General features: G+C 40.4%; 23 protein-coding genes. 9 read left to right on the top strand and 14 right to left on the bottom strand.

The features are described 5' to 3' along the window. Positions 1-120: 120 nt before the first annotated feature. The 3 genes from HCR01_RS19380 to HCR01_RS19370 form a co-directional block, all read right to left on the bottom strand. Positions 121-1224: an AI-2E family transporter gene (locus tag HCR01_RS19380; RefSeq protein WP_193197736.1), complete on the bottom strand. Its 1104-nt coding sequence runs from the start codon at positions 1222-1224 to the stop codon at positions 121-123. 340 nt (positions 1225-1564) lie between these two features. Beyond that, positions 1565-1996 (bottom strand): NUDIX hydrolase, encoded by a 432-nt coding sequence (locus HCR01_RS19375; protein ID WP_193197735.1) that lies wholly within the window; start codon positions 1994-1996, stop codon positions 1565-1567. 33 nt (positions 1997-2029) lie between these two features. Continuing rightward, positions 2030-2524, bottom strand: a complete 495-nt coding sequence (locus HCR01_RS19370) for a hypothetical protein (RefSeq protein ID WP_193197734.1) — start codon at positions 2522-2524, stop codon at positions 2030-2032. Between the two features lie 317 nt (positions 2525-2841). Between HCR01_RS19370 and folD the strand changes: the two genes are divergently transcribed. From folD to HCR01_RS19345, 5 genes are all read left to right on the top strand, one after another. After that, positions 2842-3717 (top strand): bifunctional methylenetetrahydrofolate dehydrogenase/methenyltetrahydrofolate cyclohydrolase FolD, encoded by an 876-nt coding sequence (gene folD / locus HCR01_RS19365; RefSeq protein ID WP_193197733.1) that lies wholly within the window; start codon positions 2842-2844, stop codon positions 3715-3717. A gap of 128 nt (positions 3718-3845) precedes the next feature. Further along, the gene (gene crtE / locus HCR01_RS19360) at positions 3846-4775 is read left to right on the top strand and encodes a geranylgeranyl diphosphate synthase CrtE (RefSeq protein WP_193197732.1); all 930 of its coding nucleotides are present in this window, start codon (positions 3846-3848) and stop codon (positions 4773-4775) included. An 89-nt stretch (positions 4776-4864) separates the two neighbouring features. After that, positions 4865-5320: a divergent PAP2 family protein gene (locus HCR01_RS19355; protein ID WP_162395735.1), complete on the top strand. Its 456-nt coding sequence runs from the start codon at positions 4865-4867 to the stop codon at positions 5318-5320. Between the two features lie 335 nt (positions 5321-5655). Then, positions 5656-5955 carry a type II toxin-antitoxin system HigB family toxin gene (locus tag HCR01_RS19350; RefSeq protein ID WP_193197731.1) on the top strand — a complete coding sequence of 100 codons (300 nt, stop codon included), beginning with the start codon at positions 5656-5658 and terminating at the stop codon, positions 5953-5955. Then, positions 5939-6340, top strand: a complete 402-nt coding sequence (locus HCR01_RS19345) for a helix-turn-helix domain-containing protein (protein ID WP_162395733.1) — start codon at positions 5939-5941, stop codon at positions 6338-6340. The genes HCR01_RS19350 and HCR01_RS19345 overlap by 17 nt, the downstream gene beginning before the upstream one ends. A gap of 194 nt (positions 6341-6534) precedes the next feature. On the opposite strand, the gene HCR01_RS19340 is transcribed toward HCR01_RS19345, so the two are convergent. Together HCR01_RS19340 and HCR01_RS19335 are read right to left on the bottom strand one after the other, a co-directional pair. Beyond that, complete coding sequence (locus tag HCR01_RS19340; RefSeq protein WP_193197730.1) at positions 6535-7308, bottom strand: hypothetical protein; 774 nt, start codon at positions 7306-7308, stop codon at positions 6535-6537. A 142-nt stretch (positions 7309-7450) separates the two neighbouring features. After that, the gene (locus tag HCR01_RS19335; RefSeq protein ID WP_193197729.1) at positions 7451-7858 is read right to left on the bottom strand and encodes a hypothetical protein; all 408 of its coding nucleotides are present in this window, start codon (positions 7856-7858) and stop codon (positions 7451-7453) included. 64 nt (positions 7859-7922) lie between these two features. On the opposite strand from HCR01_RS19335, the gene HCR01_RS19330 reads away from it, so the two are divergent. Next, positions 7923-8588: a class I SAM-dependent methyltransferase gene (locus tag HCR01_RS19330; protein WP_193197728.1), complete on the top strand. Its 666-nt coding sequence runs from the start codon at positions 7923-7925 to the stop codon at positions 8586-8588. 135 nt (positions 8589-8723) lie between these two features. Here HCR01_RS19330 and HCR01_RS19325 read toward each other — a convergent pair whose 3' ends face one another. The 5 genes from HCR01_RS19325 to HCR01_RS19305 form a co-directional block, all read right to left on the bottom strand. Continuing rightward, positions 8724-10439 carry a fasciclin domain-containing protein gene (locus HCR01_RS19325; protein WP_193197727.1) on the bottom strand — a complete coding sequence of 572 codons (1716 nt, stop codon included), beginning with the start codon at positions 10437-10439 and terminating at the stop codon, positions 8724-8726. Between the two features lie 709 nt (positions 10440-11148). Beyond that, complete coding sequence (locus HCR01_RS19320; protein ID WP_193197726.1) at positions 11149-12834, bottom strand: M14 family metallopeptidase; 1686 nt, start codon at positions 12832-12834, stop codon at positions 11149-11151. Positions 12835-12961: 127 nt separating this feature from the next. Next, on the bottom strand, positions 12962-14452 hold the full coding sequence (locus HCR01_RS19315; protein WP_193197725.1) for an N-6 DNA methylase: 1491 nt from the start codon (positions 14450-14452) through the stop codon (positions 12962-12964). A 5-nt stretch (positions 14453-14457) separates the two neighbouring features. Continuing rightward, entirely contained in the window at positions 14458-15114 is a 657-nt protein-coding gene (locus HCR01_RS19310; protein WP_193197777.1) for a restriction endonuclease, read from the bottom strand. A 23-nt stretch (positions 15115-15137) separates the two neighbouring features. Beyond that, entirely contained in the window at positions 15138-16076 is a 939-nt protein-coding gene (locus HCR01_RS19305; RefSeq protein ID WP_193197724.1) for a DMT family transporter, read from the bottom strand. Positions 16077-16293: 217 nt separating this feature from the next. Between HCR01_RS19305 and HCR01_RS19300 the strand changes: the two genes are divergently transcribed. Next, positions 16294-16644: a hypothetical protein gene (locus tag HCR01_RS19300; protein WP_193197723.1), complete on the top strand. Its 351-nt coding sequence runs from the start codon at positions 16294-16296 to the stop codon at positions 16642-16644. A 72-nt stretch (positions 16645-16716) separates the two neighbouring features. Here the strand turns inward: HCR01_RS19300 and HCR01_RS19295 are convergent, their stop codons facing one another. Further along, entirely contained in the window at positions 16717-17727 is a 1011-nt protein-coding gene (locus tag HCR01_RS19295; RefSeq protein ID WP_226889443.1) for a cyanophycin synthetase, read from the bottom strand. A gap of 687 nt (positions 17728-18414) precedes the next feature. Here HCR01_RS19295 and HCR01_RS19290 point away from each other — a divergent pair. After that, complete coding sequence (locus HCR01_RS19290; RefSeq protein ID WP_191755631.1) at positions 18415-18651, top strand: hypothetical protein; 237 nt, start codon at positions 18415-18417, stop codon at positions 18649-18651. A 42-nt stretch (positions 18652-18693) separates the two neighbouring features. Here HCR01_RS19290 and HCR01_RS19285 read toward each other — a convergent pair whose 3' ends face one another. The 3 genes from HCR01_RS19285 to HCR01_RS19275 all read right to left on the bottom strand — a co-directional run bounded on the left by HCR01_RS19285 (position 18694) and on the right by HCR01_RS19275 (position 22747). Further along, positions 18694-19722: a phosphotransferase gene (locus tag HCR01_RS19285; RefSeq protein ID WP_193197722.1), complete on the bottom strand. Its 1029-nt coding sequence runs from the start codon at positions 19720-19722 to the stop codon at positions 18694-18696. A 23-nt stretch (positions 19723-19745) separates the two neighbouring features. Then, complete coding sequence (locus HCR01_RS19280) at positions 19746-20786, bottom strand: DUF2891 domain-containing protein (RefSeq protein ID WP_320073139.1); 1041 nt, start codon at positions 20784-20786, stop codon at positions 19746-19748. A 116-nt stretch (positions 20787-20902) separates the two neighbouring features. Beyond that, positions 20903-22747: a tetratricopeptide repeat protein gene (locus HCR01_RS19275; protein ID WP_193197775.1), complete on the bottom strand. Its 1845-nt coding sequence runs from the start codon at positions 22745-22747 to the stop codon at positions 20903-20905. A 171-nt stretch (positions 22748-22918) separates the two neighbouring features. On the opposite strand from HCR01_RS19275, the gene HCR01_RS19270 reads away from it, so the two are divergent. After that, complete coding sequence (locus HCR01_RS19270; RefSeq protein ID WP_193197720.1) at positions 22919-23203, top strand: HigA family addiction module antitoxin; 285 nt, start codon at positions 22919-22921, stop codon at positions 23201-23203. Positions 23204-23322 lie beyond the last annotated feature (119 nt).

Below are 23322 nucleotides of genomic sequence, written 5' to 3'. Positions count from 1 at the left end.
ACTTATAAAGAATGAAGGATAGTCAATTTGTACTTCATTCTTTATTTATTAATGCCTCTTTTAGAGGTATGTTTTGATTATTTTCTGATCATTTGCAATAGTAAAATATCATTATGAGTTTTAGCTATAAGTTCCTACCACATCACTTTCAACCTTTGTAGATTCTAACTCGATATTATCTATCTTATTCAATTCGCCCGCACGCCAGCTATCTGTGATGTCTTTGATAAAACTGGCAAAGGGTATGGCAACTAACAAACCCAACACGCCTCCCAATTTAGCTCCCAATAACAAGGAAATTACAACCCATACAGGATTTAAACCAGTTAAATTTCCTAAAAGCCGAGGTGCAATAAAATTAGAATTCACTTGATCAATTGCAACAGCTACACCCAAAACTTCAACTCCTAGCCAAAAGTTTTGCAACGCTACCAACAGACTTACTATGGCGATACCTATCCCCGTACCAAAGGGAAACAGAGAAAACAAGCCGATACCAATGCCAAAAAGTAGAGCCAAGGGAACTTGCAATACCCAAAATGCTAGTGTAACTGTCAATCCCAGCACAGCACCCAATGTTGCTTGACCGATGAAGTAATTGTGAAAATCCTCTCGTAATAATTGCCGTAATTTTGAGCCAATATTATGAGGAAACCACTGAAAAACTCCGTCCCAAAGACGTTCCCCATTTAATACTAAGTAGATAGTAAGTACCACCGCTAGTAACACGTTGACTACAGTACTAATAGTATCGACAGCAAAGCTGAGAATCCTACCAGTAAACGACTGAAGTTGGTTAGATAATCGTTCAAGAACTTCACTAACTAAGCCACTTAAATTAATGGGAAGCTGCTGTTGATTTAATGCCCAATCCTGAAAAGCTTGCAGTTGTAGAGTCCCAGAATCAATCCAACTGGGCAAAATGTTAGCTAGCTCATTGAGTTGTTGTATGATCAGGGGCACTAAGGTGATGCCTAAAGCCACTAAAACCACCACAGTCAAAAGCAGCACTCCTCCAATAGCCAGGTTGCGTTTGACTCCTTGTTCTTGAAGAAATTGGATTGGATAATTCAACACAAAAGCCAGTAGAATGGCTGCGGCAAAAATGCTAACCAGGGGTTGAAAATACTGTACAACCTGGATTAATAGCCAACCGTTGAGAATAGCCAGGGGAAATACCAATCCGAAAGTAATCCATCGCGGCAGTTTATTTGCTGATTGCATTGTTGATGACTCCACAAGAGCTCTAACTTTATTTTGGCGGGGATTTGGGATTGGGGACTCTTAAAAGGGGGAAAAGGTTAAAGGGTAAAGCGCAAAGTCTGAGTGGTTCGTAGAGGGGCTTCCTCCGATGGTCTGTTTTACTGCCGAGAGGCGCAAGGCTTTGCGCCTCTGCCTTGTGTCTTTTAGACACAAGGCAAACCGTTCTGAAAGAACGGTTGGGCAGTCAGACACGCATAGCGAAGCGATCAGAACTTTGTAAGAGAGGGTAAAGGGATGATTTTTACCTTTACCCTTTCCCTTTCCCCAATGCCCCATTTTCAAGCTGGGTTTAATACTAGGGTTATTGCTTTTTCTCGATAAAATCCAATAAAATACGCTGATGCACATGCCCCAAGGGGCGCACTTCTCCAGCGTTTTGCGAATAACAGTTACCCTGCCGAATATCTTCGAGCGTCATCAAACCCATATCCCAGCCTTCACTCAGAATTAGTTGATTTAATTCCACCAACAGTGGTGCTTGAAAGACATGACGGACAACTTTTTCATCGGAATAACAGCCAAATTCAAAAAAAGGTGGTAGGGTGTAGCCAATTTCTTCTAAAATTTCTCGCTTTACTGTGACATCTGGAGTTTCGCCGGGTTCGATATGACCGCCAAATAGCCCCCAGTAACCAGGGTAGAGAATACCAGGGATATTATCCCGCAGTTGCATGAGAAACTTATTTTCTTGGTAGAGAATAGCGATCGCTACATGCACTGTTTGATTGTTCATAAATTTTTATTTGGCTGTTTGCTGTTAAAACTATTACTCTTCTTCTAAATAAACTTCCCCCAATTCTTTGCCAGCTAAAGGGATACTTTGGTAGCGAACTTTACCCTTAATTACTACTTGCGCTCCCTGTTCCAGACCAGTTTGATTGGTGACAACCCAAATTTTGCCAGTTGAATCATTGATTTGATAAGCCTGTTGCTTCATCAGAGGAGCTTGCTTTTCTACCTTACCTTGGATGTAAACTATAGCCTGATTGTTTTGTTTTGGTTTAATTTCTCGAATCGGAGTAACATTAGTACCATTTTTTAAGGGGAGTATCCCACTAGAGCCAGATGATGTCATTCCACAACTATAAAGTCCGATTACTGAGAAACAAATCAATCCTAGGCGGTAGGGCATAGACTTCTTGCAGAAATCGAGCAAGTTGTCTCCGTACAAAAATGAAAGGGAAAAATTTTTCGTTTGTTGCATAAGAGCTATCGGTTGAGCAAATTTTCGCATCATTGCTTGCCTTGTCGCCAGTTTCATTAGGTCATTCAATTTTAGATTTTGGATTTTGGATTGCTCCGACAGATAAATCTGCTTGCTCTGTACCATCAAGGAATGTCGGTCGGTTCCCAGCCCCCACTCTCCTATTTATTCATCAAATGATGCCGTTGATCTGAGAAGATAAACATTATGGACTTGCTATGAAAAAAAGCTACGGCATTAAACAGCGACATCATAATGGTCAACAGCCAATAGTCAAGAATCAATGATTTATTTACTGGACTTTGGACTTTGGACTCTTGACTCAGCATAGCTGCTGGACTTTGGACGTAAGGCGAATATAGCTGGAAATTCTCATGGAAACAAAAACTGCCAAACTTCTTGATGGTAAAGCTTTAGCTGCAAAAATTCAGCAAGAACTTTCTATTGCCATTACACAATTACAACCAAAAAGTGGACGGCCTCCTGGTTTAGCCGTACTGATGGTTGGTGACAACCCAGCGTCAGCTGCTTATGTACGCAATAAAGAAAAAGCCTGCACTAAAGTGGGTATTGCTTCTTTTGGCAAACATTTTTCCACCGAAACCACCCAAGCCGAACTCGAAGAAGTGATTGCGACACTCAATGATGATGAACGGGTGGATGGCATTCTTGTACAGCTACCTTTGCCTAACCACTTGGATGCTGTGACTCTGCTACATCAAATTGATCCCGATAAAGACGCCGACGGACTGCACCCAGTTAATTTGGGGCGATTAGTGCGGGGAGAAGCTGGTTTACGCAGTTGTACCCCAGCCGGGGTTATGCGGCTTTTACAAGAATATGAGATTCCCTTGGCAGGAAAACAAGCAGTCGTGGTGGGACGCAGTATTTTGGTGGGCAAGCCAATGGCATTGATGCTACTAGAAGCTGATGCTACAGTCACGATCGCCCACTCGCGATCGCACGACCTCAAAACCATCACCCAGAATGCTGATATTCTAATTGCAGCAGTAGGCCGTCCCGGATTAATCTCTGCTGATATGGTGAAACCTGGCGCTGTTGTGGTAGATGTGGGGATGAACCGCATCACCGATGCTAATGGCAACAGTCGGTTAGTGGGTGATGTCAACTTTGAATCAACTGCTGGCGTCGCAGAATTTCTCACTCCGGTTCCTGGCGGTGTTGGCCCGATGACTGTCGCCATATTGTTGCAAAATACATTTACTAGTTATTCAAAGGCAGCAAAGTAGTTAGGAGTGGTCAAGAGTTAGCAGACAGGAGACAAAGAGTTATCTTTAACTCCTCACTTTCTCAGCACCACAGTACCTTAAAATTGTGACGTATAAGACAAAAATTCTAAAATGTCAGGGATTTAAGAATGGTAGCAACAGATAACGTTTACAAGACACCAGAGGAAGCCACGTTTAACTTAGCACTCTATCTTAAAAAGCGACAAAAGCTCTGTGATACTGCTTTGGATCAAGCGATCCCCATCGTTTATCCAGAAAAGATTTATGAATCGATGCGCTACTCGTTATTAGCTGGAGGTAAGCGTGTACGTCCTATACTCTGCCTTGCTACCTGTGAAATGATTGGTGGCACAATCGAAATGGCGATGCCAACAGCCTGTGCTGTGGAGATGATCCACACAATGTCGTTGATTCATGACGACCTCCCAGCGATGGATAATGATGATTACCGTCGCGGGAAGCTGACAAATCATAAGGTATATGGCGACGATGTGGCGATTTTGGCTGGGGATGGCTTGTTAGCTTTAGCTTTTGAGTTTGTCGCCACTCAAACCCCCCAAACCGTTGACAGAGCAAGAGTTTTACAGGTAGTTGCTCGTCTGGGAAGGGCGCTAGGCGCTGCTGGCTTGGTCGGCGGTCAAGTAGTTGATTTAGAATCAGAAGGCAAGTCAAATATTTCCCTAGAAACGCTGAATTTCATTCATAAACACAAAACAGCTGCACTGTTAGAAGCTTGTGTTGTTTGTGGCGGGATTTTAGCCGGAGCCTCATCTGAAGATGTGCAACGATTGACTCGTTATGCTCAGAATATTGGATTAGCCTTCCAGATTATAGATGATATTTTGGATGTCACTGCTACTCAAGAGCAATTAGGTAAAACTGCTGGCAAAGACCAAAGAGCTAAAAAAGTGACGTATCCCAGCCTTTGGGGACTTGAGGAATCCCGTTTAAAAGCCCAAGAGCTAGTTAAAGCAGCTTGTGCAGAATTAGAACCATTTAAGGAACGAGCCGAGCCAATGGTGGCGATCGCTCACTATATTACCAGTCGCAATCACTAGGTCAATTTTGGATTTTGGCATCTGGGTTGCATCAAAATGTTTCTTCAATTAACAACCGCTGCTAATTTTACTAACCTAACCAAAATACCATGCAGGACATAGGCGACATCTTAGACAACCGGGTGCTAATGGTTGCTCTGATAGCTTGTTTAATTGCTCAAGCATTGAAGCTCATAATCGAGATAGTCCAACATCGCAAACTGAATGTGCGTGTTTTAGTGACAACTGGAGGTATGCCCAGTGCCCATTCTGCTCTGGTTACAGCTCTTGCAGCTGGTGTAGGGCAAACACTTGGTTGGGCATCTCCTGATTTTGCTGTTGCGACAATTTTTGCCATCATCGTCATGTATGATGCCGCGGGAGTACGCCAAGCTGCTGGTAAGCAAGCTCGTATTCTCAATCAAATGATTGATGAGTTATTTCATGAAAAACCAGACTTTAGCCAAGACCGTCTCAAGGAATTACTAGGACATACACCAGTTCAAGTAATTGCTGGGTCGGCTTTAGGCATAACTATCTATTGGTTAGCTAGGTCTGCTTATTAAACGTACCCCTACTCTTAACAAGCTACTCGTAGCGTGTCGCAGACAAGACTCGCTAACGCGAACGTGTCCTACCCTTCTTCTAGTACAGACGCTACGCGAACGGGAAGCCGCTTTACGTCTACGTGTCTATGCGTCCTTTGCAGTTTTTTCAAATCACTTCCCTCACGGGGATGAAAACACTACTATTTTGGTCTATCTGAATCCATTGGTGATTTATTTTAATTCCTCTTTCCTTCACCAGATGAAAGCAAACTATTGAACTTTGGTGATACCAATACCTTGAAGTTTAGTTCTCATAACAAAAACTAGGTTTGAGTTATACTTGATAGTGAAAAATGCATGTTATCAGCTACCGACGTTTAAAAGAATATAGCGAAAAGCACGTTGATTGTCATGATGTTCTTGATAACTGGTATAAAATTGCAACAAAAGCAAATTGGTCGAATTTGGTTGAGGTGCAATCTATTTTTCCCAAAGCAGAAGCAGTTGGTAATTTTACTGTATTCAACATTAAAGGTAATAAATATCGTCTGATTGTAAGTATAGATTATGAGAAGCAGTTGATTTATATTAAATATGTCCTTACCCATGCTGAGTATGATAAGGAAGGCTGGAAAAATGACCCTTATTTTTAATCAAGATAAATATAAAGAATTATTAGTTAAATATCAACCAAAAGTAATTAGAAATGAAGAAGAAAATGAGAGAGCATTAGTTATTGTAGAACAGCTAATGCATTGCGTAAATCGAAGTCTTGAAGAAAATGAACTTTATGATTTACTAATTACTTTAATTGAAAAATTTGAACAAGAATATTATTCACCTGGTTCAGCTTCTACACCTCATTCGATGTTACTTTTTTTAATGGAGCAAAATAATACTAAAGAGTCAGATTTAGTATATATTATTGGTTCTCAAAATGTTGTTTCAGAAGTTGTGAATGGTCAGCGAGAAATTAGTAAAGCACAAGCCAAGGCTTTAGGAGATTTTTTTCAAGTTGATCCTGGTGTGTTTATGTAGAAATTTGGGAGGAGCATCCCAATTTTGCAAATTTACCAAGATGATTAGTGATCATTACAAATGAAGCGATCGCTTTTATTTTACTGGGGATTTTCTATTGTGCTGAAGATCGTTGTAAATAGTATTATGACTAGCGATCGCTGATCTCTGTAGATTAGGTTGAGCAATTAAACCCAACATTTACTTAGCAATAATTAGGCTGATTTAAAAAATCGAATAATTTCGCGGACATGATCAAGAAATTGCCCGTCAGTTGAAAGTTGGGCGATCGCATTTCTGACTTCTCTTGCCAAACGTTCATGTTCAGTTTGATTTGTAGCCCGTAACTCTTCTAAATTAGCGGCAATCCGAGCTAAGTCTCTGCGAGTTTCTTCGGCGAAACGTTGTTGAGTTGCTGGCAAAGAATAGGGTTGTTCAGGATTAAGTTGGTCTTCTATTTGCCGAACTTTGTCTTCTAAAGAATTAAAGCGATCGCGCAGTTCGATAATATCTTCGCGGGGATACTTCCATTCTTGGCGAATCATTGTCAAGCGTGCATATAAATATTCATAAGCACGGATAGCTGGACGTAGGATAGTCAATAATAAAGCTGCACCGGAACTTATATATCCCACGGTACTAATACCAGTGGCCGCAAGAGTATAAAGACCAATGGCTGAGAATAAGTGTAAACCAATGGCAACCCAGAGCGATCGCTTTGCTAACAGTTTGACGTATTTCTCTTGTTTATCATCAACGGGAATTCCTTTCTCAGCCGACTGTGCTGCTTCTGCTAAAACTTCTTTGGCTTGGAAATGCACATTCCACGGTACAGTAACAATTACCAACAACCACCAAAAACTTGCACCACCAATCACCCAATCGAGAAAATTACCAGCAGGTATGTGCAACCATTGCAGTAAGCCAAAAGCTGCCAGTACTACAACCACAATTCCAGCAATGGAACTGATGAAAAAGTTAATATACATTTTGCTATATCTCTGGTGAAACTATTACCTCGATCATGGCTGCGAGTTCGTAGTTATACAGATATAGTTGTGATGGTTTTTCTAGTTGCACATAACAACATACTTGGTGTCGTTATTACAGGCTTCGACCATTTGTAACTCTTCATTGAATTAAATAGCTACGCCAAGTCGATTGTGTATTTTTGCTTCCTTTTTCTGGAAGCAGCAATCGCCAAGTTTTGCCTTCTTGCTGAATTTGCAGGTAAACTTCAAAGGGTTTTTGTGGTTGCGTTAAGCTTCGTTTTGGTAGCTTGACAATTAAGTCATAGCTGCCCCGAACGCGAAAAGCTGGTAAATTTTCAATAGTCAGGGGTTGTTCTTGGGTAATTGATAGATGCTTGATTTCAAAACTTTGGAAATCTAGATCTAGCTGTTGGTTAAGTTTTTGTTGAGTTTGCTTTAGCTCAAGTGCGATCGCTTTTTGTACTAACTCGCTAGTTGGCAGCAGTCCAATACTGCCACAAGCTGTCAATAACACTAGCAACATTGCTGTCAAAATCAACCGCACCATGTAATTTTTGATAAACTTTCCAGCGTTAGTATAGCGGTAAATGCCTTAAATTCTCTCATCTACCATGCCAAAACAGACTATTGGTCTTGATAACAAACTCTACAATTACCTTTTATCCGCTTCGTTACGAGAGCCGGAGATTCTCCAAAAGTTACGTCAAGAAACAGCCAGCCATCCCAGCAGCGGAATGCAGATATCACCAGAACAAGGGCAATTTATGGCTCTGTTGGTGCAGCTAATTGGAGCAAAAAAAACTCTGGAAGTTGGAGTTTTTACGGGTTATAGCTCACTCTGTGTAGCGTTGGCCTTACCTGCTGATGCCCAAATTATTGCTTGTGATGTGAGTGAAGAATTTACTGCGATCGCACGACGATATTGGCAGCAAGCAGGGGTCGCTCATAAAATAGATCTCCGATTAGCACCAGCTTTGGAAACTTTAGATCAGCTCTTGGCAACTGGGCAAGCTGAGACATTTGATTTTGCTTTTATTGATGCCGATAAAGAAAATTATGATGGATATTATGAGCGATCTCTGCAATTAGTGCGTCCAGGTGGATTAATTGCTATTGATAATGTTTTATGGTCTGGACAAGTTGCTAACCCGCAAATTCAAGACAAAAGTACTCAATCTATCCGCGCCCTGAATGAGAAGCTACACCACGATGAACGAATAACTCTTTCCCTCGTCCCCATTGCAGATGGACTAACATTAGCGCTCAAGCGACGCTAGTAGAACTAGCCTTTTCAAGGTGTAATGTATTTTTCTTAGTGTCTTAGTGGTTAAAAAATTGATTTTTGAACTACTAAGACACAAAGGTGAAAAGCCCAATTTGGGGATTTCTACTCACCTTGAAAAGGCTGATGCTTAAAAGTTGAAGCCAACTCCTAATAGTAGCCCGACATCAGTTTCATCTAGAAAAGCTGCGTTTACAGAACCGGTTGCCGTAAATCGAGAACCTAAAGGAATATCTACACCACCACTTAGCAGTAAACCAAATTCAGTGTCGCCAGTGATTTCAACAGCTACACCAGCACCTATGTAAGGAGATATGGCGAAGGCTGGTACAGCCCCCGTATCTGCTATCCGTGGAGTAAGATCTAAGGTCAGGGGAACTAGAAACAGTGTATCGTCTCCAAACAGCGCCGATGGTCGCACCGATATATTGCGTGTCAGACCAATTTTGCTGATCGCTGCAAAGTTACTTTCGCCTAGAGCTGAGCCACCGCTTAAACCAATGTTGCCAGCAATCCCGACATAGCTAGGGCCACCAAGGGTAGTTCTACCTGGCGTAACTCCAGTAGTAGTTCCTGGCTTTTGATTTAACTGACTGAGGTTAATATCAGGTGGTATCAGAACTTGGTTAATCGCATGGATTACACCATTGCTGGCTTGAATGTCTGGCTGGATAACTCTGGCATCGTTTACCGCAACTTGATTGCTAGCGCTATCAATTTGAATATTTACAGGTCTATCTTCAAAGGTTTTCAATTCCCCAGCTGAGAGTTGACTAGCTGTTACTGCACCAGGAACCACATGATATCTCAAAATCTTAATCAATGTTTCTCTATTCTCTGGTTGCTGTAATTGCTCTAGGGTTGCAGCAGGTATAGCAGCAAATGCTTCATCGGTAGGAGCGAAAACTGTATAAGGGCCAGGTTGTTGTAGAATATCCGCCAGACCTGCTGACTTTAGTAAAGCAGTCAGGTTTGTAAAAGAACTACTGGATGCAGCGAGAGAAACAATGTCGCTCCCGGCTTGAGTGCCGCCAGGAGTTGCCCCTACAATATACTGACTAGCTGGAAGATTGCTAGCAATGGGTTGTACCCGTCCCTGTCTAACTAAAGCTTGATACAAAAATGCCGCTGCTTCAGCACGAGTCAGCGGCACTTGTGGATTGAGTTGTTTGACATCTGGATAGTTGACGACAATATTAGCTTGTGTTGCGGCTGCTACATTATTTACAGCGTAGTTTGGGATCGCTGAAGCGTCAGTATAATAGGTACTGAGAACACCTGATGCATCATTGCTACTGCTCAAACCCAAGCCATTCGTTAAAGCAACGATCGCTTGCACTTTAGGAATTTCTTGATTTGGCAAAAATAAGTTATCAGGATAGCCTGCCATGAATCCAGTTTCATAGGCATTCTGAATTGCAGAAGCAGCCCAATAGTTAGCAGGAACGTCTCTAAAACCACCTGCACTCAATTGCCGAATTCGGTTTTGGTTACTGAAGGCTTTTTGAATCATCGCTGCAAATTCAGCACGAGTTACAGATTGATTCGGCTTAAATGTGCCATCAGGAAAGCCACTAATTACATTATTTGCAGCCAAAACTTGAATGAATGGAGTCGCCCAGTAATCTGAGGCAACATCAGACAAGTTAACCGTTGGAGTTGACGATGGTGTAACCGGAGTTGGAGTAGTTGGAGTAGTTGGAGTAGTTGGAGTAGTGGGAGTAGTGGGAACAGTATCTTGAGACGAAGCTGGGGCAGAAATCAGGATGGGAGCTACTGTAGCAGTTATCACTCCTAAAGCTAGCAAAGGAGCGCTTGCTGATGACCAACGAAAGAAACTAGACATGAAAATCTCCTCCAGAAAAAAGTAGAGCCATTTCTCAAATGTATTGATTGATTATGGAAAAACACCACACGCAAGGTTAGGGAGGGGCACAAATATCAAGATGATTATTTGGCTTGCCTCATCATCAAAACCAAGAATCCGAACTGTAACTCTTGAAAATCCCAATGTTTGACCTTCTAGTCATCTGCTCTTGCGTCTAATAACATTTCTCCAACTATTTATTACATATAGTAATCCTAATCGAGTTGGGATAGTTTAGTTTTTTAAAGAACCCTAGATAAATTAGTACAAGTCCATAACTTTACCAATTTTGGATCGTGGTCTAGTAGTAAGTTGATTGGCATTTGATCGGCGTCTCTCTGTAGTTGCTGATAAATGTTAATGCCCTCAAGCTTGAGCTGCATAAGATTTAGTAATATTGTCACAGAGGAATATGCGTAATTGCAACACAGATAGTATTTTGAATCTATTACCCCAATTACACAACTAGCTAATGACTAGAGTTTTAGTCCATTTTTTCACTCTTTAGATAGTTGACTGTAATGGTAAATTGAGGATTGGTAGACAGTAAATTAGCGATCGCACTTGAAAATTTAGAGCCTAATTAATCAAATATTTTAGAAGTTATAGGCTGTACGAATCAACATAACGTGAATTCTCAAATTTAGTTGTTTTAAACCGGGAACATTTCATCATTTCTTCAGTCAAATCACGCGAATGTCAGATCTGTGCGAACAACTCCGGCACGCTCATGACGAGCTAAAAGTTTGACTGTGCTACCCACGCGCGCACGTACCACCCATTCTACTTTTGCCCGATCATTAGTAGAATCGCCCTGCCGTCTAGTAGGAGCCGAGGGCTTGTAGGCACGTCCTTCTAATTGACCTAACTCTTCAAGGGGTTTACCTGTTTCTAAAGTTGCACCAGGAGGCAGTGTAATTTCACAGATACAGCCTCGCACAAGCTTCTTCTCCAAAGCTTTTTGGGTAATGTAAGTGGGTAGCCAGCCTGTGTTATGTATAATCAACCGCACCCGATAAGTATCATCACCCAACTTGGAGACGCTGGCTTCGTAAATCTCTAAGCAAGGAGAAATTAATAAGTGCCACACCAGCCAGTCAGGGAAGCGGGCAACTTCCTTCTCCAGAAACTCTGGTGGTGGATTTGTCCAAGCGTACATAGTATCCCAACCACCCAGTTCAATTTGACCGAGTTGGGGATGATTGAAGGGATACCAATCTATATAGCCCTTACCTGAGAGTTTTTCATCGTTCCAGCGCAGCAACTTTAAGTCATCTTCTAAAGGATGTTCCCGTTGCCAATCGATGTATTTGTACTCGGTAATTCCGGCTTGGCGTTGAGGACTCCAGACTTCTACCGTCCAGGCAAATAGACCCTGGTATTCATAAGCCCAGTCGTCGAATGTGCCTGTAATTATATCTTCGGGATTATAGCGGAAATCATGAAAGGCGGAAATGGCAGGGTATTCTGTGAGTTCAGTGCCTTTTGCACCAATACGTTGGTAGGTGCGGAGGTCTTTGACGGGTAATTCTTCGTCGCAGAGGTGAGTATAGGGGCGGATCAGAACACCGCTGAAGGTATGGAAAGCGATCGCCCCTGTAATATTGGCATGAGTTGTAATAAAATCTACAAGCGATCGCACTTCTGTTTCAGATGTAGGATAAGGCCCAGCCCCCGGTTGCTCAGACTCTTGTCGCCACAAAGCTGGAAAATTCCGGTTCAAATCTAGCCCCTCCTTAGAATGCTGAATCTGAATTTCAACCCCGTCGTAATTTTCTATCCGACCTTCCGGTAATAAGCGGTAATACTGACCACCTGTTTCTGTTGGCTCACGACGCACTAACAAACGTGGCTCGGTGGGGCAAATTTTCCACGCACCATTAGCATCCGGGATTCGCATGAGTAAAATCCGACCATCGCCATCGATGTCTTCCATCACTAACCCATCGTTATGTTCATCATCATGGGGATAGGGACGGGTTCCAGAGCGAATAAATTTCGGTTTTTCAGCCAGTGCCAACTCAGCACCATCGGGGTTAACACGGGGACAAATGTAGAAGGTGCGCGTATCCAAGCAACGGGTGATGTCTGAGTTAGTGCCGTAAGCTGTAACTAATGTTTGCAGTAAGTATAAGCAAACACTCGACGGTGCTAGTTCAGTGGCGTGGATGTTGCCATCAACCCAGAGGGCTGGTTTTTCTGTATCTGCACCAGTGGCGAAGTTGGTAACTGTTAATAGCCAAATGTCACGTCCTTCATAACTCTTACCGATACTTTCTATGCGTACTAAGTGAGGAAATTCTTCAGTGTAACCATGCAGAATGCGTGTCAAGTCTTCGTAACGGTAATATTTATCAAACCGAACGTCTGGCATAACAAACCTCATCATGCACCCGTTGATCATCAACTAAGATACCACTTACGCAGAAAGGATGTGGCGATCGCTTACAATGAATCTCCAGTCATTAGTAATTAGTTAGGTGAGGAGGCAGACAGAATACTCATACAACATGATTTTTTACGTAACTTTCATATTCTTCTTCTTGATTTAAAATCTGCGCTAGCACGCGCAAATTTAGCCGCTTGAGCAATTCAATAGTTATTGGTCGCTTATCACTCCAAAAAATCATTGATTCTAAAAACTCTTTAGCTGGCTGCGAATTCAGTATAGTAGCAATAAAAGATGCTTCAGATTTAGACCAACACGGCACAAAGTAAACTGTATCATCAAAGACAACAGGTTGCCCGTCAATCGCGCCTACTTCTACAAAATTAAGAGTTTTATAGAATCCTGATATAGCTACTTTCCAGGGACTAAAAGTATATTTTCCTACACCAAATATAGAAAAGTCGGGACGATTACGATAAATAGAACTGCTGCGCTTAGACAAATATTCCCGATATTTTTGAAGGTATTCCCATACATTGGGAGCATCAGATTTTATGTGTGTTGTATCTTCTCCAATGTATCGCTGTGTAACAAGCACATATTTCCTACAATTAGATGTACTATTATTACTGATATCTGAGCTTTTTAAAAGAGGATAAATATAACCTCGTTCAAGAAAATAAATTTCACCGTATCCGTTACGGTATTTATTTCCTTCAGGTATGAGTTCCATAACTTTAGAACAGTCATGTTTCAAGCCAGAACGCCAGCTATATGCCGAGTCAATTCCTCGTAAATTAGACCAACGTTGATAATCTTTAACATTAAAAACAATAGTATCTTGATAATAACCAATAGTTTGTGATGCTTTTTTGTCCGCTAGATTATCAAAAACATCGCAATTTATTGATAATTTCCCATCTCCAATCTGCAAAATGAATAAACAAGCATCTACAGAAGCATTGAAGTTCTTGAAAGTATCTATACTATATATTTGAGAGCGAATGACTCTATATTTATGCTGCCAAACATGAATAAGTATTTTCCTAGCAACAGAAGTTTTACATAACATAGCAATGACGCCAGTACGTTCTTTCAACCATTCCAAATGTTTAAGTAACATCCATTCGGATATATCAAAATTGCTTTTGCCGGTTAACGCATCATATCCACTTTTGCTTTGAAAATTTGATTTTGGTGGTAAATTAGAACTTCGTAATAAACCTAACTCAGAACTTGTCACCCAAGGAGGATTACCAATAATCAATAATGGCTCAGCTAGTTTTTTAACAATTTCTGACCAATTCAAAGTAAAAAAATCGCCATTAATAATGTCTATTTTGTCAGAATATTTTTTTGATAAAATTTTTTCTTTAAGATATTTAAGGTGTTCTAAGTTTATATCAACACCAACAAATCTATTAACATGTGGAAATATTTGACAAGAAGCTAGTAAAAAAGATCCACGTCCACAAGTAGGCTCTAAAACTGACTCTGGTGCTACACCTAATCTGTTAACAACCTTCATAACTTCTAATGCTAAATTTTCTGGTGTTTGAAAGTCACCAAATTCAGATACGTTTTTATCTTTATGTAATACCATTTCAGTTATCGCACTTTAAAAATACCGCTAACCTCGCCAGCCTTTTGTATAATACGACTATATTGAAGTCGCCACTGTAAAGCATTTGAGATTGTTAAATAACCCTGTTCAGGGGGATTGTTAAGTATCTCTTCTGCAATGTTACTTGCTTCAATCTCGTCAACTGGTAGATTGCGATCCATCATATAGGCAATAAGGTCTTCAGCATTACCATCATTTGCAAGAATATTCAGGATACCACGAGTCATCTGATAATCAGCAGTACAGTTTTGATTAACAAAGATGGTGTGCTTCATATCGAGTCTACCAGTTTTATATTGATGATCATCTGTCTTCTCATAAACAAAGATTAGCAAACCATAACCAAGACCAAAAATTTTTTGTCGAGCAGATTTGAAGGGGCATGAAGATTGAGGTTGCCGGATGCTTGTAACTTTCATATCTATATTTAAATCTGGGAAATCTATTCCAGAAGCAGAATTGCCTAGTTTATACTCATATAACAAAGCTAAATATATCCGAAATTTTTGTTCTAGGTAGGTTCCAACAGCCTTTCCATCTGTAACGCCAAATAGAGATGGCTCATCATAAATGCTTTCTATCTCGGAGAACTTAACAGCTTCCTGTAGCAATAAATCAAGTGTCAGTAAAGGCTTCACTATTACCCCTTATTTTTTGATATTAGCTACTTCAAATAAAACAATAATCCAATCCCTGCGATCGCAATTATCACACCAGATATTGCTCTCCAACTCACTTTTTCACCCATACAGATAGCAATGGGGATGACAAATAGTGGACTAGTCTGCATTAAGGTTGAGGCAATTCCCGCAGCTGTGAATTTAATTGCTGTCTGTTGCAACCAAATTCCTAAGAAGGTTCCACAAAAGGCAGCAAAGAAACTTGCAAAAATTACTCGCCGCGATCGCCAGTAGGGATACGATAATGTAACATCTCTGCGGTTAGGAATCCATGTCCATACTAAGATAATCAATACACCTGCAATTAATCGTAACAAGGAAGCCCACAACGGGTTAATGCTTGCTGTTGCATACGCAATACGAGAAATCACAGTTCCGCTGGCATTTGTCATTGCTGCTAACAAACCAAAACCGATTCCTTGCCATAGTTGCGTTGAGGAAACATCGCTTGTACCAGCAACTCGTTCTGTCACTACCCAAGCAACTCCCAAAATGGTGAGCAAAATGCCGCACCAAGCATTGATATTTAACCGTTCCTGGAGAAGAATTGTAGCAGCGATCGCTGTCATTGGCGGCGAAAGGGTTCCCAAGAGTAAAACCCGACGCGCCCCCAAGCAATTTATAGCTGTCAAAAAAGCTGTATCGCCTAAGCCAATACCTATAGCGCCACTCAGAAAGAGTAGAAATACAGGTAAAGGGGCCAGGGTTGGCAAAAAATCCCCAGTCAGTAAGATAGTTAATAGAAGTAGGGTAATTGCAATTATCCCTTTAATCAAATTCAGTTGCAGTGGCGGAATACGTTGCCCCAAAAGTCCATATACCACTGATGCTACAGCCCAAAAACAGGCAGCAAATAAAGCCGCGACTTCGCCTTTCCAAGCTGTGAGCGAAATAATTAAAGAATTATTAAAAATAATATACACACCTGAATTAATGCCTGAAACTCTTTAATACTACATCAAATAATTGAATAAATATTAGCACTCACAGGTAGCAAGTGCTAATTTTTGGTTAAAGTTTAATACCTTGGATATAAAGGTAAACTCTACTTTTTCTAGATGTAATGTAGTGATGTTGCAAGGATAATTTTTTGTAAAAACAATAAGTTTGTATAACTGATTAGCAAGGGTGAAAACCAAAATGAAATATACTTTTGATATTGTAGGCGTATCTCAAGTTTTGTACTTTTTTAATCACCAACAGCAAAGTTGGCAAAAAACACCGCATCAAGGTGTTGAATACCTGGGAACGCATACGTGTACTTTAGATGCATTTTTAGAATCTGTGGAATCAGTTCCAGCAAAATGGGACTGGAATTTTGATCAAGTAGTAGATACAGTAATTCAATTTTGGTTAAATAATTCAGAGAGCGTTAACTACTGGAAAGCACGTTTAAGTGATGCTGGTAGAGATAATTTACTAGTAGCTAGGGTGGCAGATATTGCGGCTTTACAAGCTGAATTTGAATCTCTGCTAAGTAAGGATTGGTGATATCTTGCAACAGCCATAGCAACTGCTAGAGAAAGTTTATAAATATATAGTTTATATAGTGGTTGCTATTTATCACAATAATTTGTTGTTTTGCCCGTTCTCAAGTGCTTTAAGAACTTTGAGATATAAACTTTCTACTCTCTTGGTTTGAATCTCACCAGTTGAGGCATAGTGAGTTAAGCCAGGAGAGGCATTTACTTCGATAGTTGTATAATTCAACATTGGTAGTGTTATATCATTAGTAATAATATCCACACCTGCTAATCTCAGACCCATATCTTTTGTAATATTTACTGCTAACTTATGAAAATCTGGATGGATATTTTCGGTTAAATCTACCGCCTCACCTCCGCTTGATAAATTTGCATTGTCTAAAAGGTAAACCATACTATCTTCGGATATTACACTATCAAAAGTTAGCTTTTGTCTTTGCAACTTTAATTTGATTCTGTAATCTTCAAAATCTATAATTTTTTTTCTTCCACTTTTGAGAAAATTTTCTTGTTTTTGGCGCATCAGTTCCAAAATACTAGATTTACCATCTCCTTTAATAAATAAGGGAATTCTTTGATATGCCGAAAGAACTTCGTCATCTAATACCACAATTCTATAGTCATTGCCATTATAGAATCGCTCGACGATTAATCCTGAGTTGTTTTTCAATATTTTCTTGGCTACTTGATAGTATTCTTGTTTGTTATAAACCTTCGTCACAAACATTCCTTGACTGAGGTTAATCGGCTTGACAATTACAGGAAAGCCCAATTCTTTCGCATAATCAAATCCAGCATCAATATTCTTAGCATTAGATAGTCTTTCACAAATTTTATAACTAAAAAATCTTTGACCTTCAGTAACCTGATATCCAAATTTTTTGAGAAAAAAGTTTGAGACACCTTTATCTTTTGCTATTGCTGCTGAGCCAAAATAATTAATATCAAACGTAGCCGTATGAAAAAATGTTTTATTTCCATTTTTAAACGTAATGTGTCCAACAAAGCTATATTCTGGGTCAGTTACAATTACTGCTCCTATTTCTTCTGCTAGTTTTTTAATTGTTGAAGTTGTAAATGGTATTTTCATTATAAAAGGTTTAATTTGTACGAAAAAATTTTATCTAATTTATAGTAATAGGTCAATATACAACGGTCTTATTTAATTTGTGACAATACCTTACTAACTGGCATCACTGATTGCACTAAGTATGTAGGTATAATTAAATATAAAAAAATCTTAGTTCGTAGTGAGCGATTCATCGCTCAAAACAAGGATAATCAGGACTTTAATCCTGACTACAAACTTTAATTTATTTACGCCTAGCTACTTAATAATAGGAAAGTTAAGAGTTTGATGTTTCTTGATTCGCTGCTTTGGAAATTTTGTACATCGAAAACTGAACTACTTTTACAGTAAGCCATCGAAATTTAAAGTATGAATGTATTATTTGAGACTAAAATTATCATTTGATCACTGCTACTAGCTTTAGTTATGTTTATTTATCTAAATCGCACAGACGGAATACTTGTCATACCTTCAACTTTGTCATTGTTTGTTCTTAGTTTTCCTTGCACCAGTTGCCAAGTAAGGCTTTGAGGTTAATAGCTGAGGAGGCGTTGCAATTTAGTTGGTCTAAAATGTAGCCCTAAGTGTTGACAATTTATAAATAATCGAATAACAAGGTGGCAGCATCATTAAATAAAAAGCGTTAGTGCATTCCTACCTAGAAACTAATTAACGCCCTTCACTAAACTTCATACGGATAACATAATCATGCCAGAAAATACGGATAACAAAGCTTCCAAGTCAGACAATCAAGCGATCGCTTATAAAGAGCGTCTTAACTCTTGGGCGATCGCTCGTTTACTTCCTGACACACAACGGGAGATTGTCGCCCGCTTCCGCAGTCGTTCTGATGCAGATGGTTATATGCAGCACTTACGCCAAGAGAAACCAAATACTTCTTTCATGGTTGTTTTTGATTGTCAACGCGAAGAAGTTGTAGTTTAAGTTTCCGGTGGAGGCGAGTCAAGAGATATCGCCTCTGTGTATCTACGCAGTTGGAGCAATATAACTCAACAGCTTAGTTGTATTTTCTTCCAACCACTCTTCCAACAAACTTGTGTTTGTTACCGCATCAACCACACTTTGGTGAGTTACTTTACCCTCACGAAGCCAACCCGTCCAGTAAACAATACAACTTGCTCGCTGCAAGCGCCAAACTAACGTCAACGCTTCTGCTTCTGAATATGTTAGAGAATTATACTTGGCATATCCTTTGCTGAAAGCTTCCACAAACTCCAAATCGGGTGCATCTTTCCAAGAAAATCGAGTGAAGTGATCGAGTGCTGCAACATAATCCATTAAGCGCAAATCTGAAGTAGCAAACTCAAAGTCTAAAACCCCAACTACACGATTATCTATCAGTAAAACGTTAGGACAAAGGAAATCTGCATGAGTTGTTTGAACTGGAAGCGTTCTATATAAGTTGGGCGCAGCTTCAAGAATTTCTATTAGTGTTTTCGTAATGTACTGTTGCTGCGTTGGAGGTAATTCAAATAATTCTGGCACTTCTAATGGATCTGTCACCAAAGGATGAATATGATAAATATCTCCCCACGCAGGTAATTGAGCCATTTCTCCTGCTGAATCGAATCCAGCCAAAGCGTGATGCAGTTCTCCAAGTGTCTCACCGACAGCATGGGTATGAGCGATATTTTTGCGATCGCCAGGCTCACCTAAAATGAAAGGAAGCAAAGCAACTCGTAGTAATGAGTTATTTTTATTAACTGAAATCAATGTTTCGCCCAACTGAGTTTGTATAGGAGTTGGAACTGCGAACGATAGATCACATGATTGCAGATATGTCAGTAATGAGTGTTCATATTGAATTTGTGCAGTGGTTATAGAGTCGTTGTATAGCTTTAGAATAAAATTGCCTGCTTGCGTTTCTACAAAAAAGGTTGTGTTGACTGTACCTTTGTTTGTTGGTTGAACTGTTAAATTACTAAGAAATGACCACGCTTCAAGTAGTTCAATAACATCTTGTTTAGATAACTGTGGGGTTTCAGCTTTGTTCATAATCAAATAACAAGTTTTAGCTTTTAATTTGCAATTTGCAACCCACGATTCGTTATCAGGTAAACAGCAAAAGTTCCTAGCCAGTGACTAGCTGCATAATGTTCACTAACAGCATTTGCTAGCCCACTTTGACGATGCTGAACAGCAGCAGAACGAAGTGTTTCTATCCGCTGGTCATCATTGGGTAATTTAGAAATAATGCCCTCAAGCATCCAAGCACGGCTAAGATTAAGACCGTGGAAATGGGATTGCATATAGTCTTGAGGATTATCCACTTTGACAGGTTCTAACCAATTCGCTGTATTTTCAATCGGTATTTGTGGTAGAAAATTAGTGAGCCAATCAGTAAAAGCTGTTGTTGGGAGTACTCGCCGCATCAAGTCTGCTTGGGCAAGGCCAGGAGAGGAAAAATCGTAGCCAAGTGGCTCAAATTGTAAGGAATAATTGCGATCGCTCAGATAGAATTGCCGTGCTTTGTTCTCTACTAACCCAGTGAAATCAGCATTTTCGGTAATCCTTGCCCAATCCAGGATTAAACCAAGTGCAAAAGCTGTTTGATTATGCGTCCCTGTACGATTTGGCAGTTGTAGTGCGTCAAGCCAGCGCTGTAAGTTACCTGCAATCAACTTCTCTAGCGGTTCCAATACAACCCGCCATGCTTTGGCTTGAGGATGATTCCACTCGTGAAGTTCCGCAGCCAGTTGCAGAAGCCATGCTACACCATAAGGAAATTCAAAAAATGGCAACCGCTGGAAATGGGCAATTTCTCCTTGAATCTTCTCAGGTGTGAGGCTCTGCTCAAGTTTTTGCTTCGCCGCTGTACTAAAGGAGGCTTCTGGGAAGTGACGCATCAGACGTACCAGCAAGCAGTGACCATGTACAGCTGAATGCCAATCTAAGCAGCCATAAAAAGCAGGAGTCAATTCACGCGGTGGTTTTATATCTTGGTCACTATCAGCCCAACATATATTACTGTGGGGATACTCCCGCTCGATACAATCCAATACCAATTGAGCAAATTGTGTCGCAGTCGTTTCATTAATCTCTAAATTATCGGCTGGCATGATCATTCAATTTTAGATTGATCCTACGAATTAGCTCGCTATTTACTTTGTGTCTTTGTGCCTTGGTGGTTCAAAAATAAATTTGGTTAACCACCAAGACACAGCGAAAACTTAATCTAAATATCTTGCTTATATTCTTGTAGTAATTTAGGAATGTGATCATACCCATCTACACCAATAACGGAAATGATTTTGGGGCGATGTTGCTGTAATAAATTATAGAAATCTTCTGCCCCTATTTGTCCCTGCAAAATTGTTAGTAAGCCTGCTGATTGACGCCATTCAAGAGAAGCAATCTGTTCTAATAGATACATTCCTAAACAGCCAGTGTAAACGGTTTTTTCAGCATTTTGCAAATGATAATAAGCTTCGGCTAAACAAGCTAAGTTGCGCCCTTGGAGATATAAATCACCAGAAACTTGGGCTGTTTTAAAGCCATCTTCAAGATATTTAATTGCAGTTTGATGTTGTCCAATTACTAGATAGGCAATTCCTAGGCTGCTAACACATAAAGCTTTACTTTGAATATCACCTAATTTTTCTGATAACTTTAAGCCTTGTTCTAAATAGTTAATTGCGGCTTCATAGGTTTCTGGTTCGAGGTTTTCCAGTTCTTGAGCCTGCATAACTTCGCTGTAACCTAAATTTACCAGTGCGTTGGCCTCGCCTGTGCGATCGCCTGCTTGCCGACTCAGAATCAATGCCCGTTGACTGTAGTTAATCGCCTCGGCGTAATCTTGCTCTTGCACGTAGGTGCGGCTGAGGTGGTTGAGGTTAGCGATTTCACAGGGGCGATCGCTTGCACTCCTGGCGATCTCCAATGCTTCTTGATGAAAATCAAGCGCACGTTGGTATTGTCCTAAAGCACGCTGCGAATAGCCTAAAAGTGTCAATATCCGGGCTTTTTCTTGGGTTCCCTCGACTTGTTGCAGTGGCTCATCTAAATAATCTAGGGCATCCCGCAAATAAGTACCAGAAAAAGAAGCAAAAATCCCACCGTAGAAAGGAAAATATGGACGCTGGGCAAGGGTTCGTAGAATTTGGAACATAATCTGAGAACAGGCATCACTGTATACTGTCCCAATGCTCTGAAAACCACTCGCTAATTGACTCCAAATCACTGCAAAAGTCAAGAAAGTGGAAATGGACAGCTTTGGCCCTGCCTTAACATCGTAGGCTTGTTGGTCAAACCAGTTAACTAATCCCCGTTGCAAGTACTGTAAAACTATTGCCATTTCCACCCAATCTCTGAGGGTGACACCGCGCTGCTGTTCGGCAAATTGAATTATAGATTCTTCCATTGCCAAAGTGCGAAATAGTCTTTGGGGTAACTCACTATTAACTTGCTTATCCCAACTTGCCCAAGGGCCGCGTTCTCCAGGTACACCACCAAATCCTAGAGATCCCTGGTTTTGCTCGTACATCCAGCTAACCAAGTTATCTTGTAATCGTTGCCAAGAAGTCAACCCACGGGTAATACCTTCGGAGAATTGTTGTAAATCAGAATCAGCCTGGGCAAATTGCTGTAAAGATTTTGATAACTCCTGTAATTGTGCCAGATTTAGCGGATTTTTCTGATTGGGATCAGTAACACGTAAAAATATAGCTAGACGCTCATCTGCATCGGCTGTGGTAATTTCTTTAACTGCGGAGGCGATCGCTTCTGTGGTTTTGTTTTGCTCTTGCCAACGTTGCCATTGACTTTGGATGGTTTTAATTGCTCTTAAACTCCGTGTAGCTTTGGCTTTTTTGAGTTCATCTTTTTCGCTGTCTACTTGGCTTTGGATGGCATTTAAGCGATCGCTCAAAGCTAGCTCAAACACTTCACCCGTACCGGAAGTTATACCTTTAAGCAGCATTTGATACACCATATCCACAGAGCTAATCTTGCCCTTGAGAGTGGTTTCAACAATTTCATCGATTAAAGCGAGATAGCGATCGCGCAATGGCAATTCTGACACTTGAGCCACTAGAAAACGTCACATCAATTCTAATTCTAGACCTGGTTCCTATGTTTAAATGACCAGTTGCATCTGATTATTGTATTAGAAGAGGATAAACAGCGATATTACCTCAAAATTATTCATATCGAAGACCATCACTAACTTAGGCAGCAGGGAAAGACAGCAGTTATGAGCCATAAACTAACAGCAGCAAGAGTTCCAGCGCCAGGAAAAATTTTAAGTCGAGAACTAGAAGCCCGTGGCTGGACACAAAAGGATCTTGCAGAAATTATCGGTCGTCCAATCCAAACCATCAACGCAATTATCCGGGAAAGCAAGCAGATAACTCCTAAAACAGCTATGGAACTGTCGCAAGTCTTAGGTACTTCTCCTGAGTTCTGGACGAACTTAGAAGCAAAGTATCAATTTCATTTAGCTAGAAAACAAAAAAGGAGACTTAATGAACGCATTTAATTGTATTTTGTCTGAGTTACTCAGATGAATCATGCACTTTTTGCGTTATTAGTAATCAAGGGATTAGGGAAAAGAGAGGAAAAGTTAAAGGTTAAACGGCAAAGGGACAGTTTTTCCCT

The organism is Nostoc sp. MG11 (genome assembly GCF_014904695.1).
GTDB lineage: Bacteria > Cyanobacteriota > Cyanobacteriia > Cyanobacteriales > Nostocaceae > Komarekiella.
Note: the sequence above shows the minus strand (reverse complement) of the source record. Positions and strands in the feature narration are given on the sequence as shown.